Raw genomic sequence first — 25,705 nt, forward strand, 5'->3', positions numbered from 1 at the left:
CCCGAACGCCCAACAAAAAACCCGCGTCTGTCACCAGAACGCGGGTTTCTCTTACCGCCTCAGGCGATCAACGCTCCAGCAGAATCCGCAGCATGCGACGCAGCGGTTCGGCCGCGCCCCACAGCAACTGGTCGCCGACGGTGAATGCGCCCAGGTACTGGGTGCCCATGTTCAGCTTGCGCAGACGGCCCACCGGTACATTCAGGGTGCCGGTGACCTTGGTCGGGCTCAGCTCCTGCATGCTGATCTCGCGGTTGTTCGGCACCAGCTTGACCCAGGGGTTGTGCTGGCTGATCAGCGATTCGATATCGGCGATCGGCACGTCTTTGTTCAGTTTGATGGTCAGCGCCTGGCTGTGGCAGCGCATGGCGCCGATGCGCACGCAGATACCGTCGACTGGGATCGGGCTCTTGAAGCGACCGAGGATCTTGTTGGTCTCGGCCTGGGCCTTCCACTCTTCACGGCTCTGACCGTTGGGCAGCTCCTTGTCGATCCAGGGAATCAGGCTGCCGGCCAACGGCACGCCGAAGTTCTCGGTCGGGTAGGCTTCGCTGCGCATGGCTTCGGCCACACGGCGGTCGATGTCGAGGATCGCGCTGGCAGGATCGGCCAATTGATCAGCGACGGCGGCGTGGGTGGCGCCCATCTGTTTGATCAGCTCGCGCATGTTCTGCGCGCCGGCGCCGGACGCCGCCTGATAGGTCATGGCGCTCATCCACTCGACCAGCCCTGCTTCGAACAGGCCGCCCAGGCCCATCAGCATCAGGCTGACGGTGCAGTTGCCGCCGACGTAGTTCTTGGTGCCGGCGTCCAGTTGCTGGTCGATGACCTTGCGGTTGACCGGGTCCAGGATGATCACGGCATCGTCCTGCATGCGCAGGCTCGACGCGGCGTCGATCCAGTAACCCTGCCAGCCGGCCTCGCGCAGCTTGGGGAAGACTTCGCTGGTGTAGTCGCCGCCCTGGCAGGTCAGAATCACGTCGAGGGTCTTCAGCTCGTCAATGCTGTAGGCGTCCTTGAGCGGAGCAATGTCCTTGCCCACGGACGGACCCTGGCCACCCACGTTCGACGTGGTGAAAAACACCGGCTCAATAAGATCGAAATCCTGCTCTTCCAGCATCCGCTGCATGAGCACGGAACCGACCATACCGCGCCAACCGATCAGACCTACACGTTTCATCGCAACTACACCTTGTTAAAAAGTGGGCCGCCTTGCAGCAACAACTGCAAGCGGGCCCGAGAGATTACAGATTCCGCAGCGCGGCGACTACTGCGTCGCCCATTTCTTGCGTACCGACTTTGGTGCAACCCTGCGACCAGATGTCGCCAGTGCGCAAGCCCTGATCCAAGACCAGGCTCACGGCCTTCTCGATGGCATCCGCCGCGTCGCTCAGGTTGAAGGTGTAACGCAGCATCATCGACACCGAAAGGATAGTCGCCAGCGGGTTGGCAATGCCCTGCCCTGCGATGTCAGGCGCCGAGCCGTGGCAAGGCTCGTACATACCCTTGTTGTTGGTGTCCAAAGACGCCGACGGCAGCATGCCGATGGAACCGGTGAGCATCGAGGCCTGGTCGGACAGGATGTCGCCGAACAGGTTGTCGGTGACGATCACGTCGAACTGCTTGGGCGCGCGCACCAGCTGCATCGCGGCGTTATCGACATACATGTGGCTCAGTTCAACGTCCGGGTAGTCCTTGGCGACTTCTTCGACAATCTCGCGCCACAGTTGGCTGGACGCCAGCACGTTGGCCTTGTCCACCGAGCAGACCTTTTTGCCGCGCACGCGGGCCATGTCGAAACCGACACGGGCGATCCGGCGGATTTCGCTTTCGCTGTAGGGCAAGGTGTCGTAGGCCTGACGTTCGCCGTTGTCCAGCACGCGCACGCCGCGTGGGGCGCCGAAATAGATACCGCCGGTCAGCTCACGCACGATCAGGATATCCAGACCCGACACCACCTCCGGCTTGAGGCTCGACGCATCAGCCAGCTGCGGATAAAGGATCGCCGGGCGCAGATTGCCGAACAGGCCCAGTTGCGCGCGGATTTTCAGCAAGCCGCGCTCCGGACGGATGTCGCGTTCGATCTTGTCCCATTTCGGTCCGCCCACGGCGCCCAGCAGCACGGCATCGGCGGCGCGGGCACGTTCCAGGGTTTCATCGGCCAGCGGCACGCCATGCTTGTCGATGGCGGCGCCGCCGATCACGTCGTGGCTCAATTCGAAGCCCAGGCTGTACTTGGTGTTGGCCAGCTCCAGGACTTTGACCGCTTCGGCCATGATTTCCGGACCAATACCATCGCCAGGGAGAATCAGAATCTGCTTGCTCATGCTTGCCTCATTTCATCGGGCGACCCATCCGCGGGACAGGTCGGAAAAATTAATCAGCGCTCGGCCCACACTACCAGCACGTCGGTGCTGAAGGTGCCGTCGGCTTGAATCTCGTAGTAATCGCGCACTTCCTGGCCCATCGCTTGCTGCAGCTCAAGAATCGCGGTGCGCAAGGCTTGTGGCGTGCGCATGCGCTCGACCCAAGAGGTGTATTCCAGACGCAGGCGTTGGCGGCTGCTGTTGCGTACGTGCAAACCGGCTTCGCTGAGCTGACGCATCCATTCAGCGGCAGAATAATCGCGTACGTGGCTGGTGTCGCGCAGCACTTCGACGGTTTGCAGGTAAGTGTCCAGCAGCGGGCTGCCGGGTGACAGCACATCGACAAAGGCCGCCACGCCCCCCGGTTTAAGCACCCGGCGTACTTCGCGCAGGGCCAGGCCGAGGTCACTCCAGTGGTGGGCCGAATAGCGACTGAACACAAAATCGAACTCGCCATCAGCGAACGGCAAGCGCTCGGCGGCACCGTTTACGGTGCTTATATTGGTGAGCCCGCGCTCCTGCGCGGCGGCGGCCACTACGTCGAGCATCTGCTGGGACAGGTCGTAGGCCACCACGTCCTTGACCAGCGGCGCCACCTGGAAACTCACATGACCGGCTCCACACCCCAGGTCCAGCAGTCGCGCACCGCCCTGCCCGGCCAGCTCAGCCTGGAGCAGCGCGAATTCGGTGCCTTGGGCGTGCACGGCGCTGCTCAGGTAGGCCGAGGCCTGTTCGCCGAATTGCTTTTGCACGACTTGGGTGTGGGCGGTGGCGGTCATGGTGGCATCCTTCATGGGTTGTGTTGATGGTACCGGCCCTATCGGGGGCAAGCCCCCTCCCACATTTGAATGTATTCACAACTCAAAAGGTGGGAGGGGGCTTGCCCCCGATGAAGCCGGCCCTGCCTACATCAATTTACGCGTCACGAAACAACCAAGGCTGGCTGGCCCGGTGCTTGGCTTCAAACGCCGCAATCGCATCGCCGTCCTGCAGGGTCAGGCCAATATCGTCCAACCCGTTGAGCAGGCAGTGCTTACGGAAGGCATCCACTTCAAAGTGATACACCTTGCCGTCCGGACGGGTCACGGTCTGCGCGGCCAGGTCCACCGTCAACTGGTAGCCCACAGTGGCTTCCACTTGCTGGAACAGCTCGTCCACTTCGGCGTCGCTCAAGATGATCGGCAACAGGCCGTTCTTGAAGCTGTTGTTGAAGAAGATGTCGGCAAAGCTCGGCGCGATGATGCTGCGAAAGCCATATTCTTCCAGGGCCCACGGCGCGTGCTCACGGCTGGAACCGCAGCCGAAGTTTTCCCGGGCCAGCAATACACTGGCGCCCTGGTAACGCTCGGCGTTGAGGACGAAATCCTTGTTCAGCGGGCGCTTGGAGTTGTCCTGGTAGGCATAGCCCACGTCCAGATAGCGCCACTCGTCGAACAGGTTGGGGCCGAAGCCGGTGCGCTTGATCGACTTCAAGAACTGCTTGGGGATGATCTGGTCGGTGTCCACGTTGGCACGGTCCAACGGCGCGACAAGACCTGTGTGTTGGGTAAAAGCTCGCATCGGGTATTCCTCAGATCAATTCGCGAACGTCGATGAAACGACCGTTGACGGCAGCAGCGGCGGCCATGGCCGGGCTGACCAGATGGGTACGGCCACCGGCGCCCTGACGCCCTTCGAAGTTACGGTTGGAGGTCGACGCGCAATGCTCGCCCGACTCCAAACGGTCCGGGTTCATCGCCAGGCACATGGAGCAGCCCGGCTCGCGCCATTCAAAACCGGCCTCAAGGAAGATCTTGTCCAAGCCCTCGGCCTCGGCTTGCGCTTTGACCAGGCCCGAGCCCGGCACCACGATGGCTTGCTTGATGGTCGAGGCGACTTTGCGGCCCTTGGCGATCACCGCCGCGGCGCGCAGGTCTTCGATCCGCGAGTTGGTGCAGGAGCCGATGAACACGCGATCCAACTGGATATCGGTGATCGCCTGGTTGGCGGTCAACCCCATGTACTTCAAGGCGCGCTCGATGGAGCCGCGCTTGACCAGGTCGGTTTCCTTGGCCGGGTCCGGCACGCTCTGATCCACCGCCAAGACCATTTCCGGCGAAGTGCCCCAACTGACCTGCGGCTTGATCTGGGTTGCATCCAGTTCGACCACGGTGTCGAACACCGCATCGGCGTCGGACACCAGGTCTTTCCAGGCTTCGACCGCCGCGGCCCAGTCGGCGCCTTGCGGGGCGAACGGCCGGCCTTTGACGTACTCGATGGTTTTTTCGTCCGCCGCCACCATGCCCACGCGGGCACCGGCTTCGATGGACATGTTGCAAATGGTCATGCGGCCTTCGATGGACAGATCACGAATGGCGCTGCCGGCGAACTCGATGGCATGGCCGTTCCCGCCGGCGGTGCCGATCTTGCCGATCACAGCCAACACGATGTCCTTGGCGGTCACGCCAAAAGGCAATTGGCCTTCGACGCGCACCAGCATGTTCTTCATTTTCTTGGCGACCAGGCACTGGGTGGCGAACACATGCTCCACCTCGGAAGTGCCGATGCCATGGGCCAGCGCGCCGAACGCACCGTGAGTAGAGGTGTGGGAGTCGCCGCACACCACGGTCATGCCCGGCAGCGTGGCGCCCTGCTCCGGGCCGATGACGTGCACGATGCCTTGACGCACGTCATTCATCTTGAATTCGGTGATGCCATATTCGTCGCAATAGTCGTCGAGGGTTTGCACCTGCAGGCGCGACACCTGGTCGGCGATGGCGTCGATGCCGCCCTTGCGCTCGGGAGTGGTCGGTACGTTGTGATCCGGGGTGGCGATGATGGAATCGACGCGCCAAGGCTTGCGCCCGGCCAGCCGCAGGCCTTCGAACGCTTGGGGCGAGGTCACTTCATGGATGATGTGACGGTCGATATAGATCAGCGACGAACCGTCGTCGCGCCGTTTCACTTCATGGGAATCCCAAAGCTTGTCGTAAAGCGTTTTGCCGGCCATCAGTCGGTCCTCATCAGCGGTCTTTCTATGCCCCGGGTTTTGAGACGTATCAATAACCCTTTGGCTTGTGAGGCTGATGGTATGGCGCTACATTAAATAACTCAAATTCATATTTTTTATGCTTTGGATTACCAACTGGAATACAACAATGGACCTGGCCAACCTCAATGCCTTTATTGCCATCGCCGAGACTGGCAGCTTTTCCGGGGCCGGCGAGCGCCTGCACCTGACCCAGCCCGCCATCAGCAAGCGCATTGCTGGCCTGGAGCAACAGCTCAACGTGCGACTGTTCGACCGCCTGGGCCGCGAGGTCGGCCTGACCGAAGCCGGGCGTGCCCTGCTGCCGCGCGCGTATCAGATTCTGAATGTGCTGGACGACACCCGCCGCGCCCTCACCAATCTCACCGGCGAAGTCAGCGGGCGCCTGACCCTTGCCACCAGCCACCATATCGGCCTGCATCGCCTGCCGCCGGTACTGCGCACATTTACCCGGCAGTACCCTAACGTGGCCTTGGATATTCAGTTTCTGGATTCGGAAGTGGCCTACGAAGAAATCCTCCATGGCCGTGCCGAAGTAGCGGTGATCACCCTGGCGCCCGACCCTCATCATCTAGTGCGCGCCACCCCCGTTTGGGACGACCCGCTGGATTTCGTGGTAGCGCCGGAACACAGCCTGGCCGGCGATAGCCCTGTGAGTCTGGCCGACATTGCCGGCCACCCAGCCGTATTCCCTGGCGGTAACACCTTTACCCACCATATTGTCAGCCGTTTGTTCGAGGCTCAGGGGCTCACGCCGAATATTGCGATGAGCACCAATTACCTGGAAACCATCAAAATGATGGTGTCCATCGGCCTGGCCTGGAGCGTGCTGCCGCGCACCATGCTGGACGATCAGGTGGCCAGTGTTGCTTTGCCAGGCATACAGCTCAGTCGCCAGCTAGGCTATATCGTGCACACCGAAAGGACGCTGTCGAACGCTGCGCGGGCCTTTATGAGCTTGCTGGATGCACAGGTCGATCTCCCGGGGATATCGGCATGACCTACTGCGTCCCGGTTTATTGAGCAGGACCGCGTTGTTTGCCCATTGAGTGAGCCAAGGCCCTTTGATAATGCGCACCCCCGTCGATTCCATGCCACCGCTGCCCCGCATCTACGCCCTCGACCCGCGTGAGGCGGAGCAAAGCTGGGAGAGCGCCCCGCAGTTGCTGGCGGCGCTCAATGCCGCGCGCCTGGGCGCATGGTGCTGGGAAATCGACAGCGGGCGCATCAGTTGGTCACGGGGCACCCAGGCGCTGTTCGGCTTCGACCCGCGCCAGCCACTGCCCAAGGACCTGGAATACCTGGAGCTGCTGGATCCCGCCGATCGCTCCCGGGTGGTGCGCGCCTTCCACGCCGTCTTGGCCGGCGAGCCGTTCGAGCAAGCCATGCACCACCGCATCCAGTGGCCCGACGGCAGCTTTCATTGGCTGGAGATCAACGGCAGTGTGGTGCCGGACAGCACCGGTAGGGGCCGCATGATCGGGGTGATCCGCGAGATCACCGAGCAGCGCGAACGGGAGCACGCCCTCAGCCACTCCGAAAAGCGCTTCGCCACGCTGTTCCACCTGTGCCCGAACATGGTGCTGCTGACTCGCCAGGCCGACGGTTTGATCAGCGAGGCCAACCAGTATTTCGAAATGCTGTTCGGCTGGCCCCTGGCCGATGCGATTGGCCGCACCACCCTGGACCTGGGCCTGTGGCGCCATCCCGAACAGCGCGCGCAACTGGTCAAAGCCACCCAGCGCAAGGGCGAACCGATCACCATGGAAGTGCAGTTCTGCGCCAGTAACGGCCAGATCCACGACGGCACGCTCAGCGCCCAAAAGGTCGAACTGGACGGTGAGGCCTACCTGATCAGCACGTTCCTCGACACCACCGAACGCAAAATGGCCGAGGACGCCCTCAAGGACAGCCAGGAGCGTCTCGACCTGGCCCTTGATTCCGCGCAATTGGGTACCTGGGATTGGCACATCCCCAGCGGCATGCTCTACGGCTCGGCCCGCGCCGCCCAACTGCATGGCCTGCCGCCGGAGCCGTTCCACGAGTCCTTCGATGCGTTTTTCGAAGGCATGCCCGATGAAGAGCGCGAAAATATGCGCCATGCCTACCGCACCCTGCGCGAAGGCCCGGCCGGCAACTATCAGCTGACCTACCGCGTGCCGATGGAAGACGGCTCCTCACGCTACTTGGAAAGCCGCGCCCGCCTGTACCGCGACGCCCAGGGCGCGCCGTTGCGCATGGCGGGCACCTTGCTGGACATCACTGACCAGGTCGAACGGGAACAGCGCCTGAGCGCCTCCGAAGAGAAATTCGCCAGTCTGTTCCAGGCCAGCCCCGACCCAATCTGCGTCACCGGCCTGGATAGCGGCGCGTTCATCGAGATCAACCCGGCGTTTACCCAGACCTTCGGCTGGAGCGTCGCCGAGGTGATCGGCAGAAGCGCCGATGAAATCGGCCTATGGAACGATTCGAGCCAGCGCCTTGAGCGCATCGAGCGAGTAATCCGCGAGCAAGCGCTGAACAATGTGGCGGTGGTGGCCCATCACAAAGACGGCCGCAGCCTCACCTGTGTAATTTCCAGCCGCCTGATCAAAGTGGGGGAGCAACCATGCATTGTCACAACCTTGCGCGATATCACCCAGCAACAACGCTCGGAGGCGGCGTTGAAGGCCAGCGAAGAAAAGTTCGCCAAGGCGTTCCATTCCAGCCCGGACGCTATCTCGATCACCGAACGCGACACCGGCCGGTATGTAGAAGTCAACGATGGTTTCTGCCGCTTGACCGGCTACCGTGCTGAAGAGGCCATCGGTCTGACCCTCTACCAGATCGGCATCTGGGCCGACGACAAACAACGCTCGGCGCTGCTGGCCGAGCTGCAGATCAAGGGTCGCATCCATCATCTGGAGATGCTCTGGCACAACAAACGCGGCGAATTGCTGGCAGTGGAAGTCTCGGTGGAGCCCATTACGCTGAATGAAACCCCGTGCCTGCTGCTGACGGCGCGGGATGTGAGCCTGCTGAAAAACGCCCAGGCGCAGATCCGCCACCTGGCCTATCACGACCCACTGACCAACCTGCCCAACCGCGCGTTGCTGATGGATCGTCTGAGCCAGCAGATTGCATTGCTCAAGCGCCACAATCTGCGCGGGGCGCTGTTGTTTCTGGACCTGGACCATTTCAAGCACATCAACGATTCCCTCGGCCACCCGGTGGGCGACACCGTGTTGAAAATCGTCACCGCGCGGCTTGAAGCCAGCGTGCGCATGGAAGACACCGTGGCGCGCCTGGGCGGCGATGAGTTCGTGGTGTTGCTTAGCGGTCTGGAAGGCTCACGCAACGAAGTCAGCCATCAGGTTCAGAACCTGGCCAATACCCTGCGTGAGTTGCTCTCGGAGCCAATGTTTTTGGACGGTCAACGCCTGCAAGTCACTCCCAGCATCGGCGTGGCGCTGATCCCCGACCACGGTTCGACCCCGGCCGACCTGCTCAAGCGCGCCGACATCGCGCTGTACCGCGCCAAGGACTCGGGGCGCAATACCACGCAAATGTTCCACAACAGCATGCAGAAGACCGCCAGCGAACGTCTGCGCATGGAAACCGACCTGCGCCTGGCCCTGTCGCGCGGCGAGTTCAGCGTGCATTACCAGCCGCAAGTGGACGCGCGCGGCAACCGTATCGTCGGCGCCGAAGCCTTGGTGCGCTGGCAGCACCCGCAATTGGGCGCGCAGTCGCCGGCGGAATTTATCAAGGTATTGGAAGACAGTGGCTTGATCCTTGAAGTCGGCACCTGGATTCTCGACGAGGCCTGCGCGGCGTTCGGGCAATTGCTTCAGGAGGGCAAGATCGACCCGTTGGACTTCAGCCTGTGTGTGAACATCAGCCCGAGGCAGTTCCGCCAGAGCGATTTTGTCGAGCGGGTGGAGCGCAGTCTGCAGCAGCACTCCTTGCCCTGCAGCCTGCTGAAACTGGAAATCACCGAAGGCATCGTGATCCAGAACCTCGACGACACCATCAGCAAGATGCGCCGCCTGAAAAAACTCGGCGTGAGCTTTGCGATGGATGACTTCGGCACCGGCTATTCATCCCTCACTTACCTCAAGCGCTTGCCGGTGGACGCGCTGAAAATCGACCAATCGTTTGTCCGCGATGCCACCCACGATCCCAACGATGCCGAAATCATCCGCGCCATTGTGGCAATGGCGCGCAGCTTGAACCTGGAGGTGATTGCCGAGGGCGTGGAAACCCCTGAACAACTGGCGTTCCTGCAAAAGCTGGGCTGCCATTTATACCAAGGGTATTTACACAGTCGTCCGCTGCCGATTGAAGGCTTCAGGCGGCTGCTGGTATAGCCGACACCCGCCCTTCAGCGCTGGTAAGCGACCCCTAGATCAAGGCTACTGCAACGCCCCGCCTCGGTGTCGAACCCTGCCGCCCCCACAACTCTTCACGTCCGTTGATAACCGCCACCGAATGCCCGGCTCGATTACACATGCCTATTTGTCCACGGGCGAGCTCACGCACGGAGACTCTTTTCATGTGCTTTTTCAATCCAAGCCGTTCAAACCCCTCACCCGCTATGGATTCATCCTCACCGTTGTTCAAGCTGTGGATCGCAGCACGGTAACTCCTGCCCGCCGTGCCGTCGTTATTGTCCAGTTGAGCACGCTTGGCGCTCACCGCAAACAGAAACTGCGCATCCTTGAGCATTCCTTTGTCTGGGCCAATAAACTTCGCGCCTTGTGCGCCCTCTCTCAACTCTTGGTCGCTCAAGGTCAGTTCATAGCCGTCGCGCATGACCACGTGATAACCCGTACTGGTTTTTTTCACCTCTTTATAAATATCCGTTGGGCTTTGACCGAAGCGATGCATCGCCGCCTTGATCGCCGAGACAGTGACACAATTGCCATCGGGGCCCTGACGAAAACCACTCCAAATATTCTCCGGCTTGGCACCACTACGCTTGCTTGAAAGACCTGGGATATCAGTGGCGGGTCCGGGAGCGGGCGGTGTCGGATCAGGTACGACCTTGGGCAGGACGTCAGGGGGACGTGGAACGTCAGGTACGGTTGTTTCTTTTTTATTGGATATCAAGCCAATTAATTGGTTAAAAAATGAAGTAAATAATGCCACCAATGAATTGACCGCATCCGCATTTTGGACAGCACTATTTTTTACATTCGCGACGGCGCTGGGCGACGCATCAAACTTTATGTTATTTCTGGAAGAACCGTGCGAGACGTCTTCATTCACTGCATTGAAAGTATCAACACCCAGGACCTGGCGCACATCTATCACACGCGCAACATTATTAATTAAAGGACATGGCATAACTGACTCCTTGAACAATGACCTCACCGAACCGAGCCGACACCGGAGAAGTCATTGTTTTACGTGAACGAACCTAGCCTGTTGTTTTCAACGCCTGAATGCAGGCCGCCTATTAAAACGCCAGTCCCTGTTATCGAATATATTTTCGGCTGGGCCAGGGCTGGTCAAATCAGGTTCCGTTTTGTCAGGTTTAACTTCGACGAGTGTCTCCGGATTGACGGGTGGCGTCACGTTGGGTTTCGTATCCGGCTTCACATCCAACTTCACGGCCGGCTTCGTTTCCGGTTTCACATCCAACTTCACCGCCGGATTCATATCCGGTTTCACATCCAACTTCACCGCCGGATTCGTGTCCGGTTTCACATCCAACTTCACCGCCGGGTTCGTGTCCGGTTTCACATCCAACTTCACCGCCGGATTCGTGTCCGGTTTCACATCCAACTTCACGTCTGGCTTCGTGTCCGGTTTTACCTCAGGCTTGACTCTCGGCACGGGTTTTGGCGTTACGCCAGGCGTTATATCGGGATTGGGCCCAACGCGCACGTCTGGGATAACCCTTGGCCTGATCCCACTATCAGGCAATACGCCGTGGTCGGGGCAGTGACAATGGCTGACGTTGACATTCACCTGTACGTTCGCCTTTGCATCGTTGGTCACTGCGACCTCAGGCCGGGGCACTTGCGGCATCACCGGTTTTGGGGTGTTGCGGGCGTCCGCTAAAACCATCGACTTCTCTGCGTCAGCCTTACCGGAGAGGTCCGTTGCCTGAGGGGTTACCCGACGCTTATCCAAGCCTGGTGTCACGGATGGGTCGGCAGCATCCGGCTTCACCGATTGCTTTTCCATATCCGGCTTTACCATTCGCTTATCTGCGCCTGGCGTCGCCGGTTGGTCAGCGGCATCCGGCTTCACAGGCGCTTTGGTGACGTCCGGCGTAAGACCCGGCGAATGCTTCAAACCAGACATAAGATCAGGCGCATTATTTCGCCCAACAAACACTTCCCGCATAGACCTAAAGAACTGTTCGATCATGTCAAACATCTTGGAGAGTGCACCCGCGCTGAACATCAATTCGTTATTTTTAACGCTAGAATTTTCAAAGCGCGCCGTCGAAACATCGGAACGGGAAGTGCTACTAGGCGGGGTGGATTTAGCATCAGCGCTCGTCGGCTTGGACGACGGTTGATCGAGAATCGATGTATCGGGTTTTACAAAAGTAGGATTATTGATCGTTAGAGACATTCATAACTTCCTCAATTAACGCAACCTGACTCCGCTATAGGAACAGGAAAGCAATTAGTCTTATTGACCAGTAAGCAACAAAGCTGCTTCACAGTCCCTACTTTCGTGGAAAATAACGTTGTCGGGTTCCTCGAATCGCATTTCATATAAGGAAACCAAACCGAATTTTCAGATAATACCCCATGGCTTTTATCGGAAGTCCGCGAATCAAGCCGCCAAGCGAAAGCATTAACGGAAATACAAATTAATAAATCGACGCGCGCGCAACTCAGCGAAATAATTCCGGATACCGCCCAGTAATTGATTCTGCTAACAGCCTCGCAAGAAACAAATCAAGACAAACTGACACATGTGTATGAACTTAAATAAAAAGACACCCGGCGATACATCAGCTTGGTTAAATATAAAAAATACATCTCACTTGACGCCGCATCACTAATGCTGCCCATAAACAAAAAATGCCCCGCATCTTTCGATACGGAGCATTTCCTTAAAACATGCAGCCATGCACGCCATGCCGCCGCCCCACTCCCCCGTCAGGGTTGATAAACCGGAGGGTGGGGCACGCCGAGCAAACGACTGACTTGCTCCAGCGATGTCTCACGCCGCAAGGCGGCAAACAACGCCACCGCTTCAGGGTAGTTACGCGTCAACATCGCCAGCCACTGCTTCAGGCGACCCGGCGCCTGGCGCTCGGTCAACTGCGCCACGCATTGCACCCAGAAATCCTGCAGCAGCGGTTGCAGTTGGGCCCAGGACATTTCCACCACGTCTTCACCTGCACGAGCAGCCGCGATTTGCCGCGCGAGATCAGGACGCGCCACCAAGCCACGGCCGAGCATGATGTCTTCGGCGCCGCTGACTTCGCGACAACGCCGCCAGTCTTCAACACTCCAGATATCGCCGTTGGCAAACACCGGAACCTTGACCACCTCCTGCACACGAGGAATCCACTCCCAATGCGCGGGCGGCTTGTAGCCATCGGCTTTGGTACGGGCATGCACCACGATATGGGCGGCGCCGCCCTCGGCCAAGGCCGTGGCGCACACCAATGCACCGTCGGGGCTGTCGAAGCCCAGGCGCATCTTGGCAGTCACCGGGATATGCGCCGGCACCGCGCGGCGCACATGCTCGACAATCTGGTTAAGCAGCTCTGGTTCCTTGAGCAGCACGGCACCGCCGCGCGATTTATTGACGGTCTTGGCTGGACAGCCGAAGTTCAAGTCGATCACTTCAGAGCCCAGCTCACAGGCCAGCGCGGCGTTTTCCGCCAGGCAAACCGGATCGGAGCCGAGCAATTGCACACGCAATGGCACACCCGCAGCGGTGTGGGCACCGTGCAGCAGTTCAGGCGCGAGCTTATGGAAATAGGCTGGGGTGAGCAGGCGGTCGTTGACGCGGATGAATTCGGTCACGCACCAGTCAATCCCACCGACGCGGGTCAGCACGTCACGCAGGATGTTATCGACCAGCCCCTCCATGGGCGCCAAAGCAATTTGCATGGAAAACACTCAAGAAAAATCGTGGCGCAGTTTACTGGGTTTCCCGCTGCAACCGTTAACCCCCTGTCAGGGCAGGGCCATAGCCATCGAGAAACTCCGCCGGCATGCGCTTGGGCTTGCCGCTGGACAGCTCAATGCAGACGAATGTGGTGTGCGCCCGCAGCAAGGTGGCGCCATCCCGGGGGCGGACCAGTTGGAAACGGCGGGTCATCTTCAGACGCTGATCCCAATCGACGATCCAAGTGGCCAACTGCAACTCATCGCCTTCGTACCCGGCCGCCAGGTAGTCGATTTCATGACGCACCACCGCCATGGCACGATCCAATCGACGGTACTCGGCAAGGTCCAACCCCAAGCGCTGCGAATGGCGCCAGGCGCAGCGTTCGAGCCAGGCGACATACACTGCGTTGTTGGCGTGCCCCAGACCGTCAATGTCTTCAGGGGCGACCTGCAGGTCGATGATAAACGGCGTTGCCAAATCCCAGCCCATGCCTTGCTCCCGGTCGATTGATGTCGGCGGGCAGCAGTGTATCAGGCGCTTTGCCGCTCCTGTAAACGAGCGCCAGCCAGCAGCGTCAGAACACCGTCGACTACCCGTGGATCGGCCAACACCTTCTGATGACCGCCCTGCTCCAGTTGCAGCAGGCGGCTGTCGAACCAGGCGTCGTGGATGGCCTTGGCGGCCTTGACGGGCACAAACGTATCGTCCTCGGCGTGCACGATAAGACCGGGAATAGCCATATGGTAGTGAGCGACATCCAAATGCTTGAGCGGCATGCCAAACGTCTGCTCGACCTCTTGGATGAACGCCATGCGCGCCCGCTCCGGCAGGCCCACCATGCGGGTAAAGCCGCGCAGTACATCCAGGAATCGCGAGGGTGCAGCAATGCTGACCAAAGCCCGGGTGCGCAATCCCAATTGCACGGCGAGCATGGCACTCGCTCCGCCCATGGAATGGCCGATAACCGCATGCAGCGGTGGCAACTCGGCGGCCGCTTCCAGCATGGCTCGGGCAAAGAGCACCACATGGGCTTCACGTCCCGGTGAGTGGCCATGGGCTGGGCCGTCGAGGGCGATCACGGAGTAACCGTTGTTGATCAGCGCACTGATCAGACTGGCGAACTGGGTCGGTCGCCCCTCCCAGCCATGCATCAGCAGCACGGCGGGCCCTTCTCCCCAACGCAGGGCCGACAAGCCGAAACGCAAGGTGATGCGTTGCGCCTGCGCCAGCAGCGGCAACTCCCATTCACGCGGCGGCAACTCGCGCGGGGTCATAAACACACGCCGCATTTTGTTCGCCACCGTGTGCGGCGCCACGCGCCCCAACGTACCGTTGACACCTCGCACCCAGGTTAACGCACCCATAACCCGCTCCTTTTCAGCGCACCGCCGACTTGGCCGCGCGCATCACCCGATCCGACAATTCACCCGGCCCGAGCGCACGCGCCAGGGTCAGTCCACCGACCATCAACGCCATGTCCGCCAGGGCCTTGTCGATGTCTTCCGGGCACGTCGCCAACTGTGCCGCCATCAATTCAACATGCTCGCTGAGTACCTGGCGGAACGCCTCTGGCAAGCGCCCCATCTCCCCGACCGTGGCGGGTAGCGGGCAGGCCTGAGAGGTTGAGTCGCGGTGTTTGCGCGACAGATAAAACGCCGCCGCCAGGGCGCGGCGCTCTTCGCCGGTGATCTGCTCGTCCAGGTCATTGATGGAGGCCCGGCGCTGAGCCAGCAACTGACTGAATGCCTCCAGCATCAGCGCGTCCTTGCTTTCAAAGTGTGCGTAGAAGCCACCCACGGTCAGCCCCGCAGCCCCCATGACTTCACCGACGCTAGGCTCAGCCGGGCCACGCTGAATCAACGCAGCGCTGGCAGCCTGCAGAATGCGTTCGCGGGTTTGCGCTTTTTTGTCGCTCATCGTTGCCTCCGTGGTTCATGGGTTGAATATTATTACCATAATAATATTCCGCAAGCGACGGGTATGACCACTGGTCAGAACGACAAGAAGAAAGGCAAGGGGGAATGGGCCAAACGCCAGACAAACAAAAGGGCCATTCAATAATTGAATGACCCTTAAAAATCCCGCAGAGCGGGTAATCGTGGCGTCCCCTAGGGGACTCGAACCCCTGTTACCGCCGTGAAAGGGCGGTGTCCTAGGCCACTAGACGAAGGGGACACAAACCTTCTATACAACTGATCAGGCTGAGACTGATCGATCCAAGGACGGTGTGGCCGGAACCTTGAACCTGTAAATTGGTGGAGCTAAACGGGATCGAACCGTTGACCTCTTGCATGCCATGCAAGCGCTCTCCCAGCTGAGCTATAGCCCCGGATTTTTCGCCTCGCGGCGCAGCAGACCTTGCGAGCTGCTTGTTGAAACTGGCGTCCCCTAGGGGACTCGAACCCCTGTTACCGCCGTGAAAGGGCGGTGTCCTAGGCCACTAGACGAAGGGGACAAAACCTTCTGTACAACGGATCAGAGCTGAGTTCTGATCGATTCAAGGACGGTGTGGCCAGACCTTGAACCTGCAAATTGGTGGAGCTAAACGGGATCGAACCGTTGACCTCTTGCATGCCATGCAAGCGCTCTCCCAGCTGAGCTATAGCCCCTCATCGGTGAGGACGGGGCGAATCTTAATGGCGGTTTGGAAACGTGTCAAATTTATTTTCAACAATTTCCAAAATTTTTTGCCGGGATAACAATCACTTACCGACGAAACCCCGGAAAACCGGGGTTTCGTCGTTACAACCGAGTGCTTAAGCGATAGTGCCCAGCAGCTTTTCCCACTCTTTGTTTTCTTTCTTCGATACACCACCCAGCAAATCAAGCGCTTGGCGCAGACGGAAACGCGTCAGGTCAGGGCCGAGAATTTCCATCGCATCAAGCACCGACACCGAACTGGCCTGCCCGGTGATCGCCGCGAACATCAGCGGCATGGCATCGCGCAGTTTCAACTCCAGGGACTCGACCACCGCCTGAATCGTCGCGGTGATGGCGTCCTTCTCCCACTGACGCAGGCTTTCCAGTTTCCACAGGATCAACTGCATCAACTGGCGAACCTGATCACCCGAGAGCTTCTTGGATTCAAACAGCTTCGGATCCGGGTTCACGCCCCCCGCAAAGAAGAAACTGGCCAATGGCGCGACCTGGCTGAAGGTCTCCACCCTGCCCTGCACCAGCGGCGCGATCTTCATCATGTATTCAGGGTTCAACGCCCACTGCTGCACACGGCTGGCGAATTCTTCCACAGGCAAGTCGCGCAGCCATTGACCGTTGAGCCACGACAGCTTCTCGATATCGAAGATCGGCCCACCCAGCGACACACGGGACAAGTCGAAGTTGTCGACCATCTCCTGCAGCGAGAACTTCTCGCGCTCGTCCGGCATCGACCAGCCCATGCGGCCCAGGTAATTGAGCATCGCTTCGGGCATAAAGCCCATGCGCTCGTAGAAGGTCACTGAGGTCGGGTTCTTGCGCTTGGACAGCTTGCTCTTGTCCGGGTTACGCAACAGCGGCATGTAGCACAGTTGCGGCTGCTCCCAGCCGAAGTACTCGTAGAGCAGGATCAGCTTCGGCGCCGACGGCAGCCATTCTTCGCCGCGCAATACATGGGTGATGCCCATCAGGTGGTCGTCGACCACGTTGGCCAGGAAGTACGTGGGCAGGCCGTCGGTCTTCATCAGCACCTGCATGTCCATGCGGTCCCACGGGATCTCGACGTCACCGCGCAGCATGTCCGGCACCACACACACGCCTTCGCTCGGCACCTTCATGCGGATCACATGGGGTTCGCCGGCAGCCAGGCGGCGTGCCACTTCTTCTTTGGATAGCAACAGCGCGCGACCGTCGTAGCGCGGGGTTTCGCCCCGGGCCTGTTGTTCGGCGCGCATCTGGTCGAGTTCTTCGGCGGTGCAGAAGCATGGGAACGCATGCCCCATGTCGACCAGTTGCTGGGTGTACTGCTTGTAGATGTCGCTGCGCTCGCTCTGGCGATACGGGCCGTGGGGGCCGCCCACGTCCGGGCCTTCGGCCCAGGTAATGCCCAACCAGCGCAGCGCATCGAAAATCTGCTGCTCCGACTCGCGGGTGGAGCGCAGTTGATCGGTGTCTTCGATCCGCAGAATGAATTCACCGCCGTGCTGCTTGGCGAAGCAGTAGTTGAACAAGGCGATGTAAGCGGTGCCGACGTGGGGATCCCCAGTGGGCGATGGCGCGATGCGCGTGCGGACGGTGGTCATGGCAGGTCTCGAATGGGCGATATAACTGAAAATTGAAACAAGGGGCGAATGGTAACAGCCCAGGGGGTTTTCTGGAAAACCGCGGCGCGGCTATCGGGGGCAAGCCCCCTCCCACACTTGGATCTGTGAACACATTTCAACTGTGGGAGGGGGCTTGCCCCCGATAAGGCCAGTCAAGTCAGCGCAGATCAAACCGCCAGCAATCGCTCACGCAACTTGCCAATCTCGTCACGCGTCTGCGCCGCCGCTTCAAACTCCAGATCGCGCGCCAACTGGTACATCTTCTCTTCCAACTGCCGAATCCGCTTGGTGATTTCACTGGGCGAGCGCAGTTCGTTTTCGTACTTGGCACTCTCCTCCGCGGCCTTGGCCATGCCCTTGCGCTTCTTGCTGCGCGAGCCGGGCACGGTGGCGCCTTCCATGATGTCGGCAACGTCCTTGAACACACCTTTGGGCGTGATGCCATGTTCCAGGTTGAAGGCAATTTGCTTGTCGCGACGACGCTCGGTCTCGCCGATCGCCCGCTCCATGGAACCGGTGATGCGGTCCGCGTACAAAATCGCACGACCATTGAGGTTACGCGCCGCGCGGCCGATGGTCTGGATCAGCGAACGCTCGGAGCGCAGGAAGCCTTCTTTATCTGCATCCAGGATCGCCACCAACGACACTTCCGGCATGTCCAGGCCCTCGCGCAGCAGGTTGATGCCCACCAGCACATCAAAGGTGCCCAGGCGCAGATCGCGGATGATCTCCACGCGCTCCACGGTGTCGATGTCCGAGTGCAGGTAGCGCACGCGCACGCCGTGGTCGGCCAGGTAGTCGGTCAAGTCTTCAGACATGCGCTTGGTCAGGGTGGTAACCAGCACCCGCTCTTCCAGGGCCACGCGCTTGTTGATTTCCGACAGCAGGTCGTCGACCTGGGTCAGCGCCGGGCGGATTTCGATTTCCGGGTCCACCAGGCCGGTGGGACGCACCAACTGCTCGATCACCCGCCCGGCATGCTCAGCTTCGTAGTTGCCAGGCGTTGCCGAGACAAAAATCGTCTGCGGGCTGATGGCCTCCCACTCGTCAAAGCGCATCGGCCGGTTATCCAGCGCCGATGGCAGGCGGAAACCGTATTCCACCAGGGTTTCCTTGCGCGAACGGTCGCCCTTATACATCGCGCCCACCTGCGGCACGCTGACGTGGGATTCATCGATCACCAGCAGCGCATCCGGCGGCAGGTAATCGTAGAGCGTCGGCGGCGGCGCGCCGGACTCGCGGCCCGAGAGGTAGCGCGAGTAGTTTTCGATGCCGTTGCAGTAACCCAGCTCCAGAATCATCTCCAGGTCGAAGCGGGTGCGCTGCTCCAGGCGCTGGGCTTCCACCAGCTTATTGTTAGCGCGCAGGTATTCCAGGCGTTCGGCCAATTCGACTTTGATGCCCTCAATCGCGCCCATCAGGGTTTCGCGGGGCGTCACGTAGTGGCTTTTCGGATAGAAGGTGAAGCGCGGCAGTTTGCGGATTACCTCGCCGGTCAACGGATCGAACGCCGAGAGGCTCTCGACTTCATCGTCGAACAGCTCGATGCGAATCGCTTCCAGGTCCGATTCGGCCGGGTAAATATCAATCACATCGCCGCGCACGCGGAAGGTGGCCCGGGCGAAGTCCATGTCGTTGCGGGTGTATTGCAGGCTCGCCAAACGACGCAGCAACTCGCGCTGATCGAGTTTGTCGCCGCGATCAACGTGCAGCACCATCTTCAGATAGGTTTCCGGGCTGCCCAAGCCGTAGATGCACGACACCGTGGTAACGATGATTGCGTCCTTGCGCTCCAGCAGCGCCTTGGTCGCGGACAGGCGCATCTGCTCGATATGGTCGTTGATCGAGGCGTCTTTCTCGATAAAGGTATCGGAGGACGGCACGTAGGCTTCGGGCTGGTAGTAGTCGTAGTAGGAAACGAAGTACTCCACCGCGTTGTTCGGAAAAAACGCCTTGAACTCGCCATACAACTGCGCGGCCAGGGTTTTATTCGGCGCCAGCACCAGGGTCGGGCGGTTCACCTGGGCGATGACGTTGGCGATGCTGAAAGTCTTGCCTGAACCGGTCACCCCGAGCAGCGTCTGGTGGGCCAGGCCGGCTTCAATGCCTTCGACCATCTGGCGAATGGCCTCGGGCTGATCGCCGGCGGGTTCGAAGCGGGTGACTAGTTGGAAATCCGACATAACGTACCTCTTGAAGTCACCCCAGACTGTAAAGCGGTCGGGGAAGAAATAGACCACCACCCGCGAAAATACAGAGCGGGCCGTAGGAAATAATCATGATAGCCATACAAGTGGAGGCAAATGTGACGGCTTTCAAGGCAATTGTCTGACCTTGGGTTTTCGATCAAGGTTGCAATATGACTAACGGTCGGTAAATAAACCGAAAAACTTGGCCGAAAAGCCGTTTCGGTGGTCGCCCTCGGCGGTGATGGCCTCTATACTAGCTCCCCGTTTGTGCACCGCTCTAGTGCATTCGGCTGGAGCGCGACACGTCCCTCCTACCCCCCATAGAGCTGCCGCAAAAATGAGCCTGTTCTCCGCTGTCGAAATGGCACCACGCGATCCAATCCTGGGCCTCAACGAAGCATTCAACGCCGACACCCGAACCACCAAGGTCAACCTTGGCGTAGGCGTTTACTGCAACGAGGAGGGGAAGATTCCACTCTTGCGTGCCGTTGCCGAAGCGGAAGCCATTCGCGTGGCGCAACATGCCGCTCGCGGGTACTTGCCGATCGATGGTATCGCCGCCTACGACAAGGCCGTGCAGACCCTGCTGTTCGGTCAAGCATCGCCATTGCTCAGCGCTGAGCGGGTGGTCACCGTGCAAGCCGTTGGCGGCACCGGCGCGCTGAAGATCGGCGCAGACTTCCTCAAGCAGCTGCTGCCTGACGCCGTGGTGGCCATCAGCGACCCGAGCTGGGAAAACCACCGCGCGCTGTTCGAAACCGCCGGTTTCCCGGTGCAGAACTATCGCTACTACGATGCCGCCACCCACGACGTAAACCGTGCCGGCCTGTTCGAAGACCTCAACGCCCTGCCGCCGCAGTCCATCGTGGTGCTGCACGCCTGCTGTCACAACCCGACCGGCGTCGACCTGAGCCCGGCCGACTGGCAAAAAGTCTTGGACGTGGTCAAGGCCAAAAACCTCGTGCCGTTCCTCGACATGGCCTATCAAGGCTTTGGCGATGGCATCGACGAAGACGCCGCCGCCGTGCGCCTGTTCGCCGAGTCGGGCCTGACCTTCTTTGTGTCCAGCTCGTTCTCCAAGTCGTTCTCGCTGTATGGCGAGCGCGTAGGCGCGCTGTCGATCGTCAGCGAATCCAAGGAAGAAAGCGCGCGCATCCTGTCCCAGGTCAAGCGTGTGATCCGCACCAACTACTCCAACCCACCGACCCACGGCGCGGCCATCGTCGCGGCGGTACTCAACAACCCGGAGCTGCGTGCTCAGTGGGAAGCCGAACTGGCCGAAATGCGCCTGCGCATCCGTGGCATGCGTGAGCAGATGGTCGCAGAACTGGCCAAGGCTGCACCGGGCCACGACTTCAGCTTTGTCGGCCGCCAGCGCGGGATGTTCTCCTACTCCGGCCTGACCGTTGAGCAAGTCACTCGCCTGCGCACCGAGTTCGGTATTTATGCGTTGGATACCGGGCGGATCTGCGTGGCAGCGTTGAACCAGGCCAACATCGATGCGGTCACAAAGGCAATCGTTCAGGTCCTGTAAACCTGCTGGTTGCATAAGGAGGGGAAGCCGATGGCTTCCCCTTTTTCGTATCCAGCCCCTAGACTGAACCCCACCGCCCCTTTGCTGTGAGAGCCCTATGCGAAACGATGACTTGGACCTGCGCGCCGACCCCGACGACATGGACCCCTTCCCCCCGCGTGCCACCCACCACCCCAAGCGAGAAAAAAGCCTGGTGCTGCAAGTGGCGCTCGGTGTGTTCCTCGGTGGTTTGGCACTGTGGCTGGTGCAACTGGGGGCAACGGCGATCATGGCGAAATTGGCCATGGGCACCTTCCAGTTCGGCGGCTGATGAAGACCAACATGTGGGAGAGGGCAAATCCACTCCCCTATCGATAACTCAGGCGGCAACCAGGCCGCCCTCCTCCAGCAGCTTCACAAAGCTGTTCAAACTCTGCGACACCGTGCCACGCCGCCAGATCAGCCAGGTATTCAATAAGCGGAAGGTATCGGCCAGTGGCCAAACACTCACCGCCGCTGACCCCGGCATGCTTTCCAGCATGCTGCGCGGCATCAACGCCAGCCCGGCACCGGCGCTGACGCACGCCAACATACCGTGGTACGACTCGATTTCGAAGATTTTGCCCGGCACCGCGCCATCCTGGGAAAACCAGCGCTCAAAGTGATGCCGGTAAGAGCAATTGGAGCGGAACGTATAGATGTTCTCGCCATTGACGTCTTGCCCTCGGGTGATCGGCGCGTGGTGCAGCGGCGCGATCACCACCATCTCTTCCTCGAACACCGCCACACCTTCCAGGGTCGAGTGCAACACCGGCCCGTCGACAAACGCGGCCGTCAGGCGCCCCGACAGCACACCTTCGATCATGGTGCCCGATGGCCCGGTGCTCAGGTCCAACTCGACCTTGGCGTGCTTCTGGTTATAGGCCGCCAGCAAGGCCGGGATGCGCACCGCCGCCGTGCTTTCCAGCGAGCCCAGGGCGAACGCGCCCTGGGGCTCCTCTCCCGCCACCGTGGCGCGGGCCTCTTGCACCAGATCGAGAATGCGCCGCGCATAGCCGAGGAAATTCCACCCAGCTGGCGACAAGCGCAAACGGCTCTTCTCGCGAATAAACAACTCGACGCCCAGGTCCTGCTCCAACTGCTTGATGCGCGTGGTCAGGTTCGACGGCACCCGATGGATCAGCTGTGCCGCGGCACTGATGCTGCCCTGCTCGGCCACGGCCTTGAAGATTTCCAACTGCACCAGATCCAAGTCATTCTCCAATCGTGAACGTATCGCTCAATATTATTCAGTTCTCAGAAAAGAGCCAGCCCCGTACGCTGAACCCATTCCTCCCATTCAGCAGGACGGCGCCATGAACGCAATCACTTCCCAGACCCACGCCCTCTCAATCAACCCGGCCAGCGGCGAAACCGTCGGCAGCTACCCTTACGAAACCGCACCGCAACTGGACGCGGCGCTTGATCGCGCTACCCAGGCGTTCCGCACCTGGCGTCGCCAGCCGGTCGGCCAGCGTGCCGAGCTGCTGCTGGCCCTGGCCGCCGCTCTACGCGAGCAGGCCGAAGCCATGGCGCAGATGATCACCCTGGAAATGGGCAAACCCATTGCCCAGGCCCGTGCCGAAATCGAAAAATGCGCCCACCTCAGCGAGTGGTACGCCGCCCACGGCCCGGCCATGCTCGCCCCGGAACCGACCTTGGTGGACAACGGCACGGCCCACATCGAGTACCGCCCGCTGGGGCCGATCCTCGCCGTGATGCCGTGGAACTTCCCGGTCTGGCAGGTGCTGCGCGGTGCCGTCCCCACTTTGCTCGCTGGCAATACCTACGTGCTCAAGCACGCGCCGAATGTGATGGGCTGCGCGTACCTGATCAAAGCAGCGTTCCAGCAAGCCGGTTTCCCTGATGGCCTGTTCGAAGTGCTCAACGTGACCCAGGATGGCGTGTCCAACGCCATCGCTGACCCACGCATCGCCGCCGTCACCCTCACCGGCAGTGTGCGGGCCGGCATCGCCATCGGCTCACAGGCCGGCGCCGCGCTGAAAAAATGTGTGCTGGAACTGGGCGGCTCCGACCCATTTATCGTGCTCAACGACGCCGACCTCGACGCCGCCGTGCAGGCCGCCGTCATCGGCCGCTTCCAGAACAGCGGCCAGGTCTGCGCCGCCGCCAAGCGCCTGATCATTGAGGAAGGGGTGGCACAAGCCTTCACCGCGAAGTTTGTCGAAGCCACTCGCGCCCTGGTCATGGGCGACCCGACCGCCGACAGCACTTACGTCGGCCCGATGGCGCGCTTCGACCTGCGCGACGAACTGCATGGGCAAGTCCAGGCGACCCTGAACGAAGGCGCGACCCTGCTGCTGGGCGGCGACAAAGTCGAGGGGGCCGGCAACTATTATCAGCCGACGGTCCTGGCGGATGTCACCGACCAGATGACCTCCTTCAAACAAGAACTGTTTGGCCCGGTAGCCTCGATCATCACTGCCCGCGATGCCGACCACGCCGTGGCCCTGGCCAATGACAGCGAGTTCGGCCTCACCGCCAGCATTTTCACCGAGGATCCGGCCAAGGCGCGCCAGATCGCCGACCAACTGGAGACTGGCGGTATCTTCGTCAATGCGTTCAGCGTTTCCGATCCGCGCGTCGCTTTTGGCGGTGTGAAAAAGAGCGGGTTCGGCCGCGAGTTGTCGCACTTTGGCGTACGAGAGTTCTGCAATGCGCAGACGGTGTGGCTGGATCGCAAGTAGCCCCATTGAACAAATGGCGTTAGCATCCTGTCCACTCGGCTTAACAGCATGTTTTTAGGGTCAGGATCGCACTGTGGAAAAGCTAAATCGCCTTCAAAGCGGAATCGAAGGGCTGGATGCTCTGCTCAAGGGAGGGCTGGTGTCTGGGGCGTCCTATATCATCCAGGGGCGCCCCGGCTCCGGTAAAACCATCCTCGCCAACCAGCTGGGGTTTCATCACGCGCGCAACGGCGGCCGCGTCTTGGTCGCTACGTTGCTGGCGGAATCCCACGACCGCCTTTTCCAGTTTCTGTCCACCCTGAGCTTTTTCGATGCCTCCCGCGTCGGCGCCGAAATCCAATTCGTCAGCGCCTTCGACACCCTGGAAAACGAAGGTCTCGACGAGGTGGTGAAGTTGCTTCGGCGCGAAATCAGTCGGCAGAAGGCTACCGTCATGGTGGTGGACGGCCTGCTCAATGCGCGCTCCAAAGCTGACTCACCCATCGACACGAAAAAATTCATCTCCGAACTGCAAGGCCATGCCGCCTTCGCCGGTTGCACCGTGCTGTTTCTAACCAGCTCGCGATTGGACGACGGCAGCCCAGAACACACCATGGTCGACGGCGTGATCGAAATGGGCGAAGAACTGTTCGGCACCCGCTCGGTCCGCCGTATCCAATTGCGCAAGACCCGCGGCAGCGGCGCGCTCACCGGCCTGCACGAATGCGAAATCACCAACGACGGCCTGGTGGTGTACCCGCGCCTGGAAAGCCTCTATGGCCGCCCTTCCGCACCGGACAGCGCCGACCTGACGCGCATCCCCAGCGGCATCACTTCATTGGACGCGATTCTCGGCGGCGGCCTGCACAGCTCCAGCGTGACCCTGGTGATGGGCCCGTCGGGCATCGGCAAAACCACCCTGGGCCTCAAGTTTTTATCCGAGTCCACGGTGGACGCGCCGGGTCTGCACTTCGGCTTTTACGAAAGCCCGCAGCGCCTGCAACTCAAGGGCCTGTCCCTCGGCATCGACTTGCAACAGATGCAAGACAGCGGCGCCCTGAGCATCGCCTGGCAGCCCACCACCGAAGGTTTGCTCGACGGTCTGGGCGCGCGTCTGCTGGGCCTGGTGGAAGAAAAAGGCATCAAGCGTCTGTTTATCGACAGCCTCAGCGGCATGACCCGCGTGTCCACCAACCCGGCGCGCATCACCGATTTCTACAGCGCGCTGATGAACGAACTGCGCGCCCGTGGCGTCACGGTATTCGCGACCTGGGAAATGCACGATCTGTTCGGTTCCGAGGTCAGTTCACCGGCATCCGAGCTGTCGAGCATTGCCGACAACTTGATGTTGATGCGTTTCTTCGAGATTCAGTCTGAACTTAGAAGGACGCTTTCCATTCTTAAGGTCAGAGACAGCTTCTATGACCCCTCGCTTCTGGAAGTGGTCATCCGCGACCAAGCCGTTGATCTAAGAAAGGTTTCAAGAAATGCCCCCTCAGTGGTGTCCAATTCAGCGCTGCCTGGTTCAGCTTTTTAAGTCTTTGTGTGGGT

20 protein-coding genes and 4 tRNA genes are annotated in these 25,705 nt (G+C 60.3%); 6 read left to right on the plus strand and 18 right to left on the minus strand.

What is annotated here, in order from left to right:
- Nucleotides 1-67: 67 nt before the first annotated feature.
- The 5 genes from asd to leuC all read right to left on the minus strand — a co-directional run bounded on the left by asd (nt 68) and on the right by leuC (nt 5,355).
- On the minus strand, nt 68-1,180 hold the full coding sequence (gene asd / locus HRH33_RS18165) for an aspartate-semialdehyde dehydrogenase (RefSeq protein WP_034099168.1): 1,113 nt from the start codon (nt 1,178-1,180) through the stop codon (nt 68-70).
- Between the two features lie 64 nt (nt 1,181-1,244).
- A complete protein-coding gene (gene leuB / locus HRH33_RS18170; RefSeq protein WP_034136864.1) occupies nt 1,245-2,327 on the minus strand; it encodes a 3-isopropylmalate dehydrogenase in 1,083 nt (360 codons plus the stop codon).
- A 53-nt stretch (nt 2,328-2,380) separates the two neighbouring features.
- On the minus strand, nt 2,381-3,145 hold the full coding sequence (locus HRH33_RS18175) for a class I SAM-dependent methyltransferase (RefSeq protein ID WP_094066763.1): 765 nt from the start codon (nt 3,143-3,145) through the stop codon (nt 2,381-2,383).
- A 136-nt stretch (nt 3,146-3,281) separates the two neighbouring features.
- Entirely contained in the window at nt 3,282-3,926 is a 645-nt protein-coding gene (leuD, locus tag HRH33_RS18180; protein WP_034099174.1) for a 3-isopropylmalate dehydratase small subunit, read from the minus strand.
- Nucleotides 3,927-3,936: 10 nt separating this feature from the next.
- The gene (leuC, locus tag HRH33_RS18185) at nt 3,937-5,355 is read right to left on the minus strand and encodes a 3-isopropylmalate dehydratase large subunit (RefSeq protein ID WP_094066765.1); all 1,419 of its coding nucleotides are present in this window, start codon (nt 5,353-5,355) and stop codon (nt 3,937-3,939) included.
- A gap of 148 nt (nt 5,356-5,503) precedes the next feature.
- Here leuC and HRH33_RS18190 point away from each other — a divergent pair, with 148 nt between their 5' ends.
- Nucleotides 5,504-6,394 carry a LysR family transcriptional regulator gene (locus HRH33_RS18190; RefSeq protein ID WP_034114436.1) on the plus strand — a complete coding sequence of 297 codons (891 nt, stop codon included), beginning with the start codon at nt 5,504-5,506 and terminating at the stop codon, nt 6,392-6,394.
- Between the two features lie 70 nt (nt 6,395-6,464).
- A complete protein-coding gene (locus HRH33_RS18195; RefSeq protein WP_167418239.1) occupies nt 6,465-9,743 on the plus strand; it encodes a sensor domain-containing protein in 3,279 nt (1,092 codons plus the stop codon).
- A 34-nt stretch (nt 9,744-9,777) separates the two neighbouring features.
- Here the strand turns inward: HRH33_RS18195 and HRH33_RS18200 are convergent, their stop codons facing one another.
- From HRH33_RS18200 to uvrB, 12 genes are all read right to left on the minus strand, one after another.
- A complete protein-coding gene (locus HRH33_RS18200) occupies nt 9,778-10,722 on the minus strand; it encodes a hypothetical protein (RefSeq protein WP_167418240.1) in 945 nt (314 codons plus the stop codon).
- Between the two features lie 87 nt (nt 10,723-10,809).
- Nucleotides 10,810-11,964, minus strand: coding sequence for a hypothetical protein (locus HRH33_RS18205; RefSeq protein ID WP_167418241.1), 1,155 nt, complete (start codon nt 11,962-11,964; stop codon nt 10,810-10,812).
- 536 nt (nt 11,965-12,500) lie between these two features.
- Nucleotides 12,501-13,466 (minus strand): tRNA dihydrouridine synthase, encoded by a 966-nt coding sequence (locus tag HRH33_RS18210; protein WP_123478976.1) that lies wholly within the window; start codon nt 13,464-13,466, stop codon nt 12,501-12,503.
- Nucleotides 13,467-13,521: 55 nt separating this feature from the next.
- A complete protein-coding gene (locus HRH33_RS18215; RefSeq protein ID WP_034099188.1) occupies nt 13,522-13,956 on the minus strand; it encodes an acyl-CoA thioesterase in 435 nt (144 codons plus the stop codon).
- 41 nt (nt 13,957-13,997) lie between these two features.
- Entirely contained in the window at nt 13,998-14,831 is an 834-nt protein-coding gene (locus HRH33_RS18220) for an alpha/beta fold hydrolase (protein WP_167418242.1), read from the minus strand.
- Nucleotides 14,832-14,844: 13 nt separating this feature from the next.
- Nucleotides 14,845-15,384: a TetR/AcrR family transcriptional regulator gene (locus HRH33_RS18225; RefSeq protein WP_034099190.1), complete on the minus strand. Its 540-nt coding sequence runs from the start codon at nt 15,382-15,384 to the stop codon at nt 14,845-14,847.
- A 182-nt stretch (nt 15,385-15,566) separates the two neighbouring features.
- Nucleotides 15,567-15,642, minus strand: a tRNA-Glu gene (locus HRH33_RS18230).
- A 78-nt stretch (nt 15,643-15,720) separates the two neighbouring features.
- Nucleotides 15,721-15,796: transfer RNA gene (locus HRH33_RS18235), tRNA-Ala, on the minus strand.
- A gap of 50 nt (nt 15,797-15,846) precedes the next feature.
- Nucleotides 15,847-15,922, minus strand: a tRNA-Glu gene (locus HRH33_RS18240).
- 78 nt (nt 15,923-16,000) lie between these two features.
- Nucleotides 16,001-16,076 (minus strand) — tRNA-Ala (locus HRH33_RS18245).
- A 147-nt stretch (nt 16,077-16,223) separates the two neighbouring features.
- Nucleotides 16,224-17,705 carry a glutamate--tRNA ligase gene (gltX, locus tag HRH33_RS18250; RefSeq protein WP_034114447.1) on the minus strand — a complete coding sequence of 494 codons (1,482 nt, stop codon included), beginning with the start codon at nt 17,703-17,705 and terminating at the stop codon, nt 16,224-16,226.
- A 188-nt stretch (nt 17,706-17,893) separates the two neighbouring features.
- Nucleotides 17,894-19,909, minus strand: a complete 2,016-nt coding sequence (gene uvrB / locus HRH33_RS18255) for an excinuclease ABC subunit UvrB (protein WP_034099192.1) — start codon at nt 19,907-19,909, stop codon at nt 17,894-17,896.
- A 343-nt stretch (nt 19,910-20,252) separates the two neighbouring features.
- On the opposite strand from uvrB, the gene HRH33_RS18260 reads away from it, so the two are divergent.
- Together HRH33_RS18260 and HRH33_RS18265 are read left to right on the plus strand one after the other, a co-directional pair.
- On the plus strand, nt 20,253-21,449 hold the full coding sequence (locus HRH33_RS18260) for an amino acid aminotransferase (RefSeq protein WP_034114449.1): 1,197 nt from the start codon (nt 20,253-20,255) through the stop codon (nt 21,447-21,449).
- Nucleotides 21,450-21,546: 97 nt separating this feature from the next.
- Nucleotides 21,547-21,759 carry a hypothetical protein gene (locus HRH33_RS18265; protein WP_034099195.1) on the plus strand — a complete coding sequence of 71 codons (213 nt, stop codon included), beginning with the start codon at nt 21,547-21,549 and terminating at the stop codon, nt 21,757-21,759.
- A 48-nt stretch (nt 21,760-21,807) separates the two neighbouring features.
- On the opposite strand, the gene ptrR is transcribed toward HRH33_RS18265, so the two are convergent.
- Nucleotides 21,808-22,680, minus strand: a complete 873-nt coding sequence (gene ptrR / locus HRH33_RS18270; RefSeq protein WP_034099848.1) for a putrescine utilization regulator PtrR — start codon at nt 22,678-22,680, stop codon at nt 21,808-21,810.
- A gap of 103 nt (nt 22,681-22,783) precedes the next feature.
- On the opposite strand from ptrR, the gene HRH33_RS18275 reads away from it, so the two are divergent.
- Together HRH33_RS18275 and HRH33_RS18280 are read left to right on the plus strand one after the other, a co-directional pair.
- Nucleotides 22,784-24,175: an aldehyde dehydrogenase family protein gene (locus HRH33_RS18275; RefSeq protein WP_167418243.1), complete on the plus strand. Its 1,392-nt coding sequence runs from the start codon at nt 22,784-22,786 to the stop codon at nt 24,173-24,175.
- A 73-nt stretch (nt 24,176-24,248) separates the two neighbouring features.
- Nucleotides 24,249-25,691 (plus strand): ATPase domain-containing protein, encoded by a 1,443-nt coding sequence (locus HRH33_RS18280; protein ID WP_034099199.1) that lies wholly within the window; start codon nt 24,249-24,251, stop codon nt 25,689-25,691.
- Nucleotides 25,692-25,705 lie beyond the last annotated feature (14 nt).

It is taken from the genome of Pseudomonas rhodesiae (assembly GCF_013285305.1).
In the GTDB taxonomy this organism is placed as follows: Bacteria; Pseudomonadota; Gammaproteobacteria; order Pseudomonadales; family Pseudomonadaceae; genus Aquipseudomonas; species Aquipseudomonas rhodesiae.

Coding starts and splice junctions, on each gene's coding strand:
- HRH33_RS18220 (WP_167418242.1), bottom strand. CDS start 14,831: ATGGGTGCGTTAACCTGGGTGCGAGGTGTCAACGGTACGTTGGGGCGC.
- HRH33_RS18265 (WP_034099195.1), top strand. CDS start 21,547: ATGCGAAACGATGACTTGGACCTGCGCGCCGACCCCGACGACATGGAC.
- leuB (WP_034136864.1), bottom strand. CDS start 2,327: ATGAGCAAGCAGATTCTGATTCTCCCTGGCGATGGTATTGGTCCGGAA.
- gltX (WP_034114447.1), bottom strand. CDS start 17,705: ATGACCACCGTCCGCACGCGCATCGCGCCATCGCCCACTGGGGATCCC.
- HRH33_RS18225 (WP_034099190.1), bottom strand. CDS start 15,384: ATGAGCGACAAAAAAGCGCAAACCCGCGAACGCATTCTGCAGGCTGCC.
- HRH33_RS18195 (WP_167418239.1), top strand. CDS start 6,465: ATGCGCACCCCCGTCGATTCCATGCCACCGCTGCCCCGCATCTACGCC.
- HRH33_RS18260 (WP_034114449.1), top strand. CDS start 20,253: ATGAGCCTGTTCTCCGCTGTCGAAATGGCACCACGCGATCCAATCCTG.
- HRH33_RS18205 (WP_167418241.1), bottom strand. CDS start 11,964: ATGTCTCTAACGATCAATAATCCTACTTTTGTAAAACCCGATACATCG.
- leuD (WP_034099174.1), bottom strand. CDS start 3,926: ATGCGAGCTTTTACCCAACACACAGGTCTTGTCGCGCCGTTGGACCGT.
- HRH33_RS18275 (WP_167418243.1), top strand. CDS start 22,784: ATGAACGCAATCACTTCCCAGACCCACGCCCTCTCAATCAACCCGGCC.
- HRH33_RS18210 (WP_123478976.1), bottom strand. CDS start 13,466: ATGCAAATTGCTTTGGCGCCCATGGAGGGGCTGGTCGATAACATCCTG.
- asd (WP_034099168.1), bottom strand. CDS start 1,180: ATGAAACGTGTAGGTCTGATCGGTTGGCGCGGTATGGTCGGTTCCGTG.
- leuC (WP_094066765.1), bottom strand. CDS start 5,355: ATGGCCGGCAAAACGCTTTACGACAAGCTTTGGGATTCCCATGAAGTG.
- HRH33_RS18200 (WP_167418240.1), bottom strand. CDS start 10,722: ATGCCATGTCCTTTAATTAATAATGTTGCGCGTGTGATAGATGTGCGC.
- HRH33_RS18190 (WP_034114436.1), top strand. CDS start 5,504: ATGGACCTGGCCAACCTCAATGCCTTTATTGCCATCGCCGAGACTGGC.
- HRH33_RS18215 (WP_034099188.1), bottom strand. CDS start 13,956: ATGGGCTGGGATTTGGCAACGCCGTTTATCATCGACCTGCAGGTCGCC.
- uvrB (WP_034099192.1), bottom strand. CDS start 19,909: ATGTCGGATTTCCAACTAGTCACCCGCTTCGAACCCGCCGGCGATCAG.
- HRH33_RS18175 (WP_094066763.1), bottom strand. CDS start 3,145: ATGACCGCCACCGCCCACACCCAAGTCGTGCAAAAGCAATTCGGCGAA.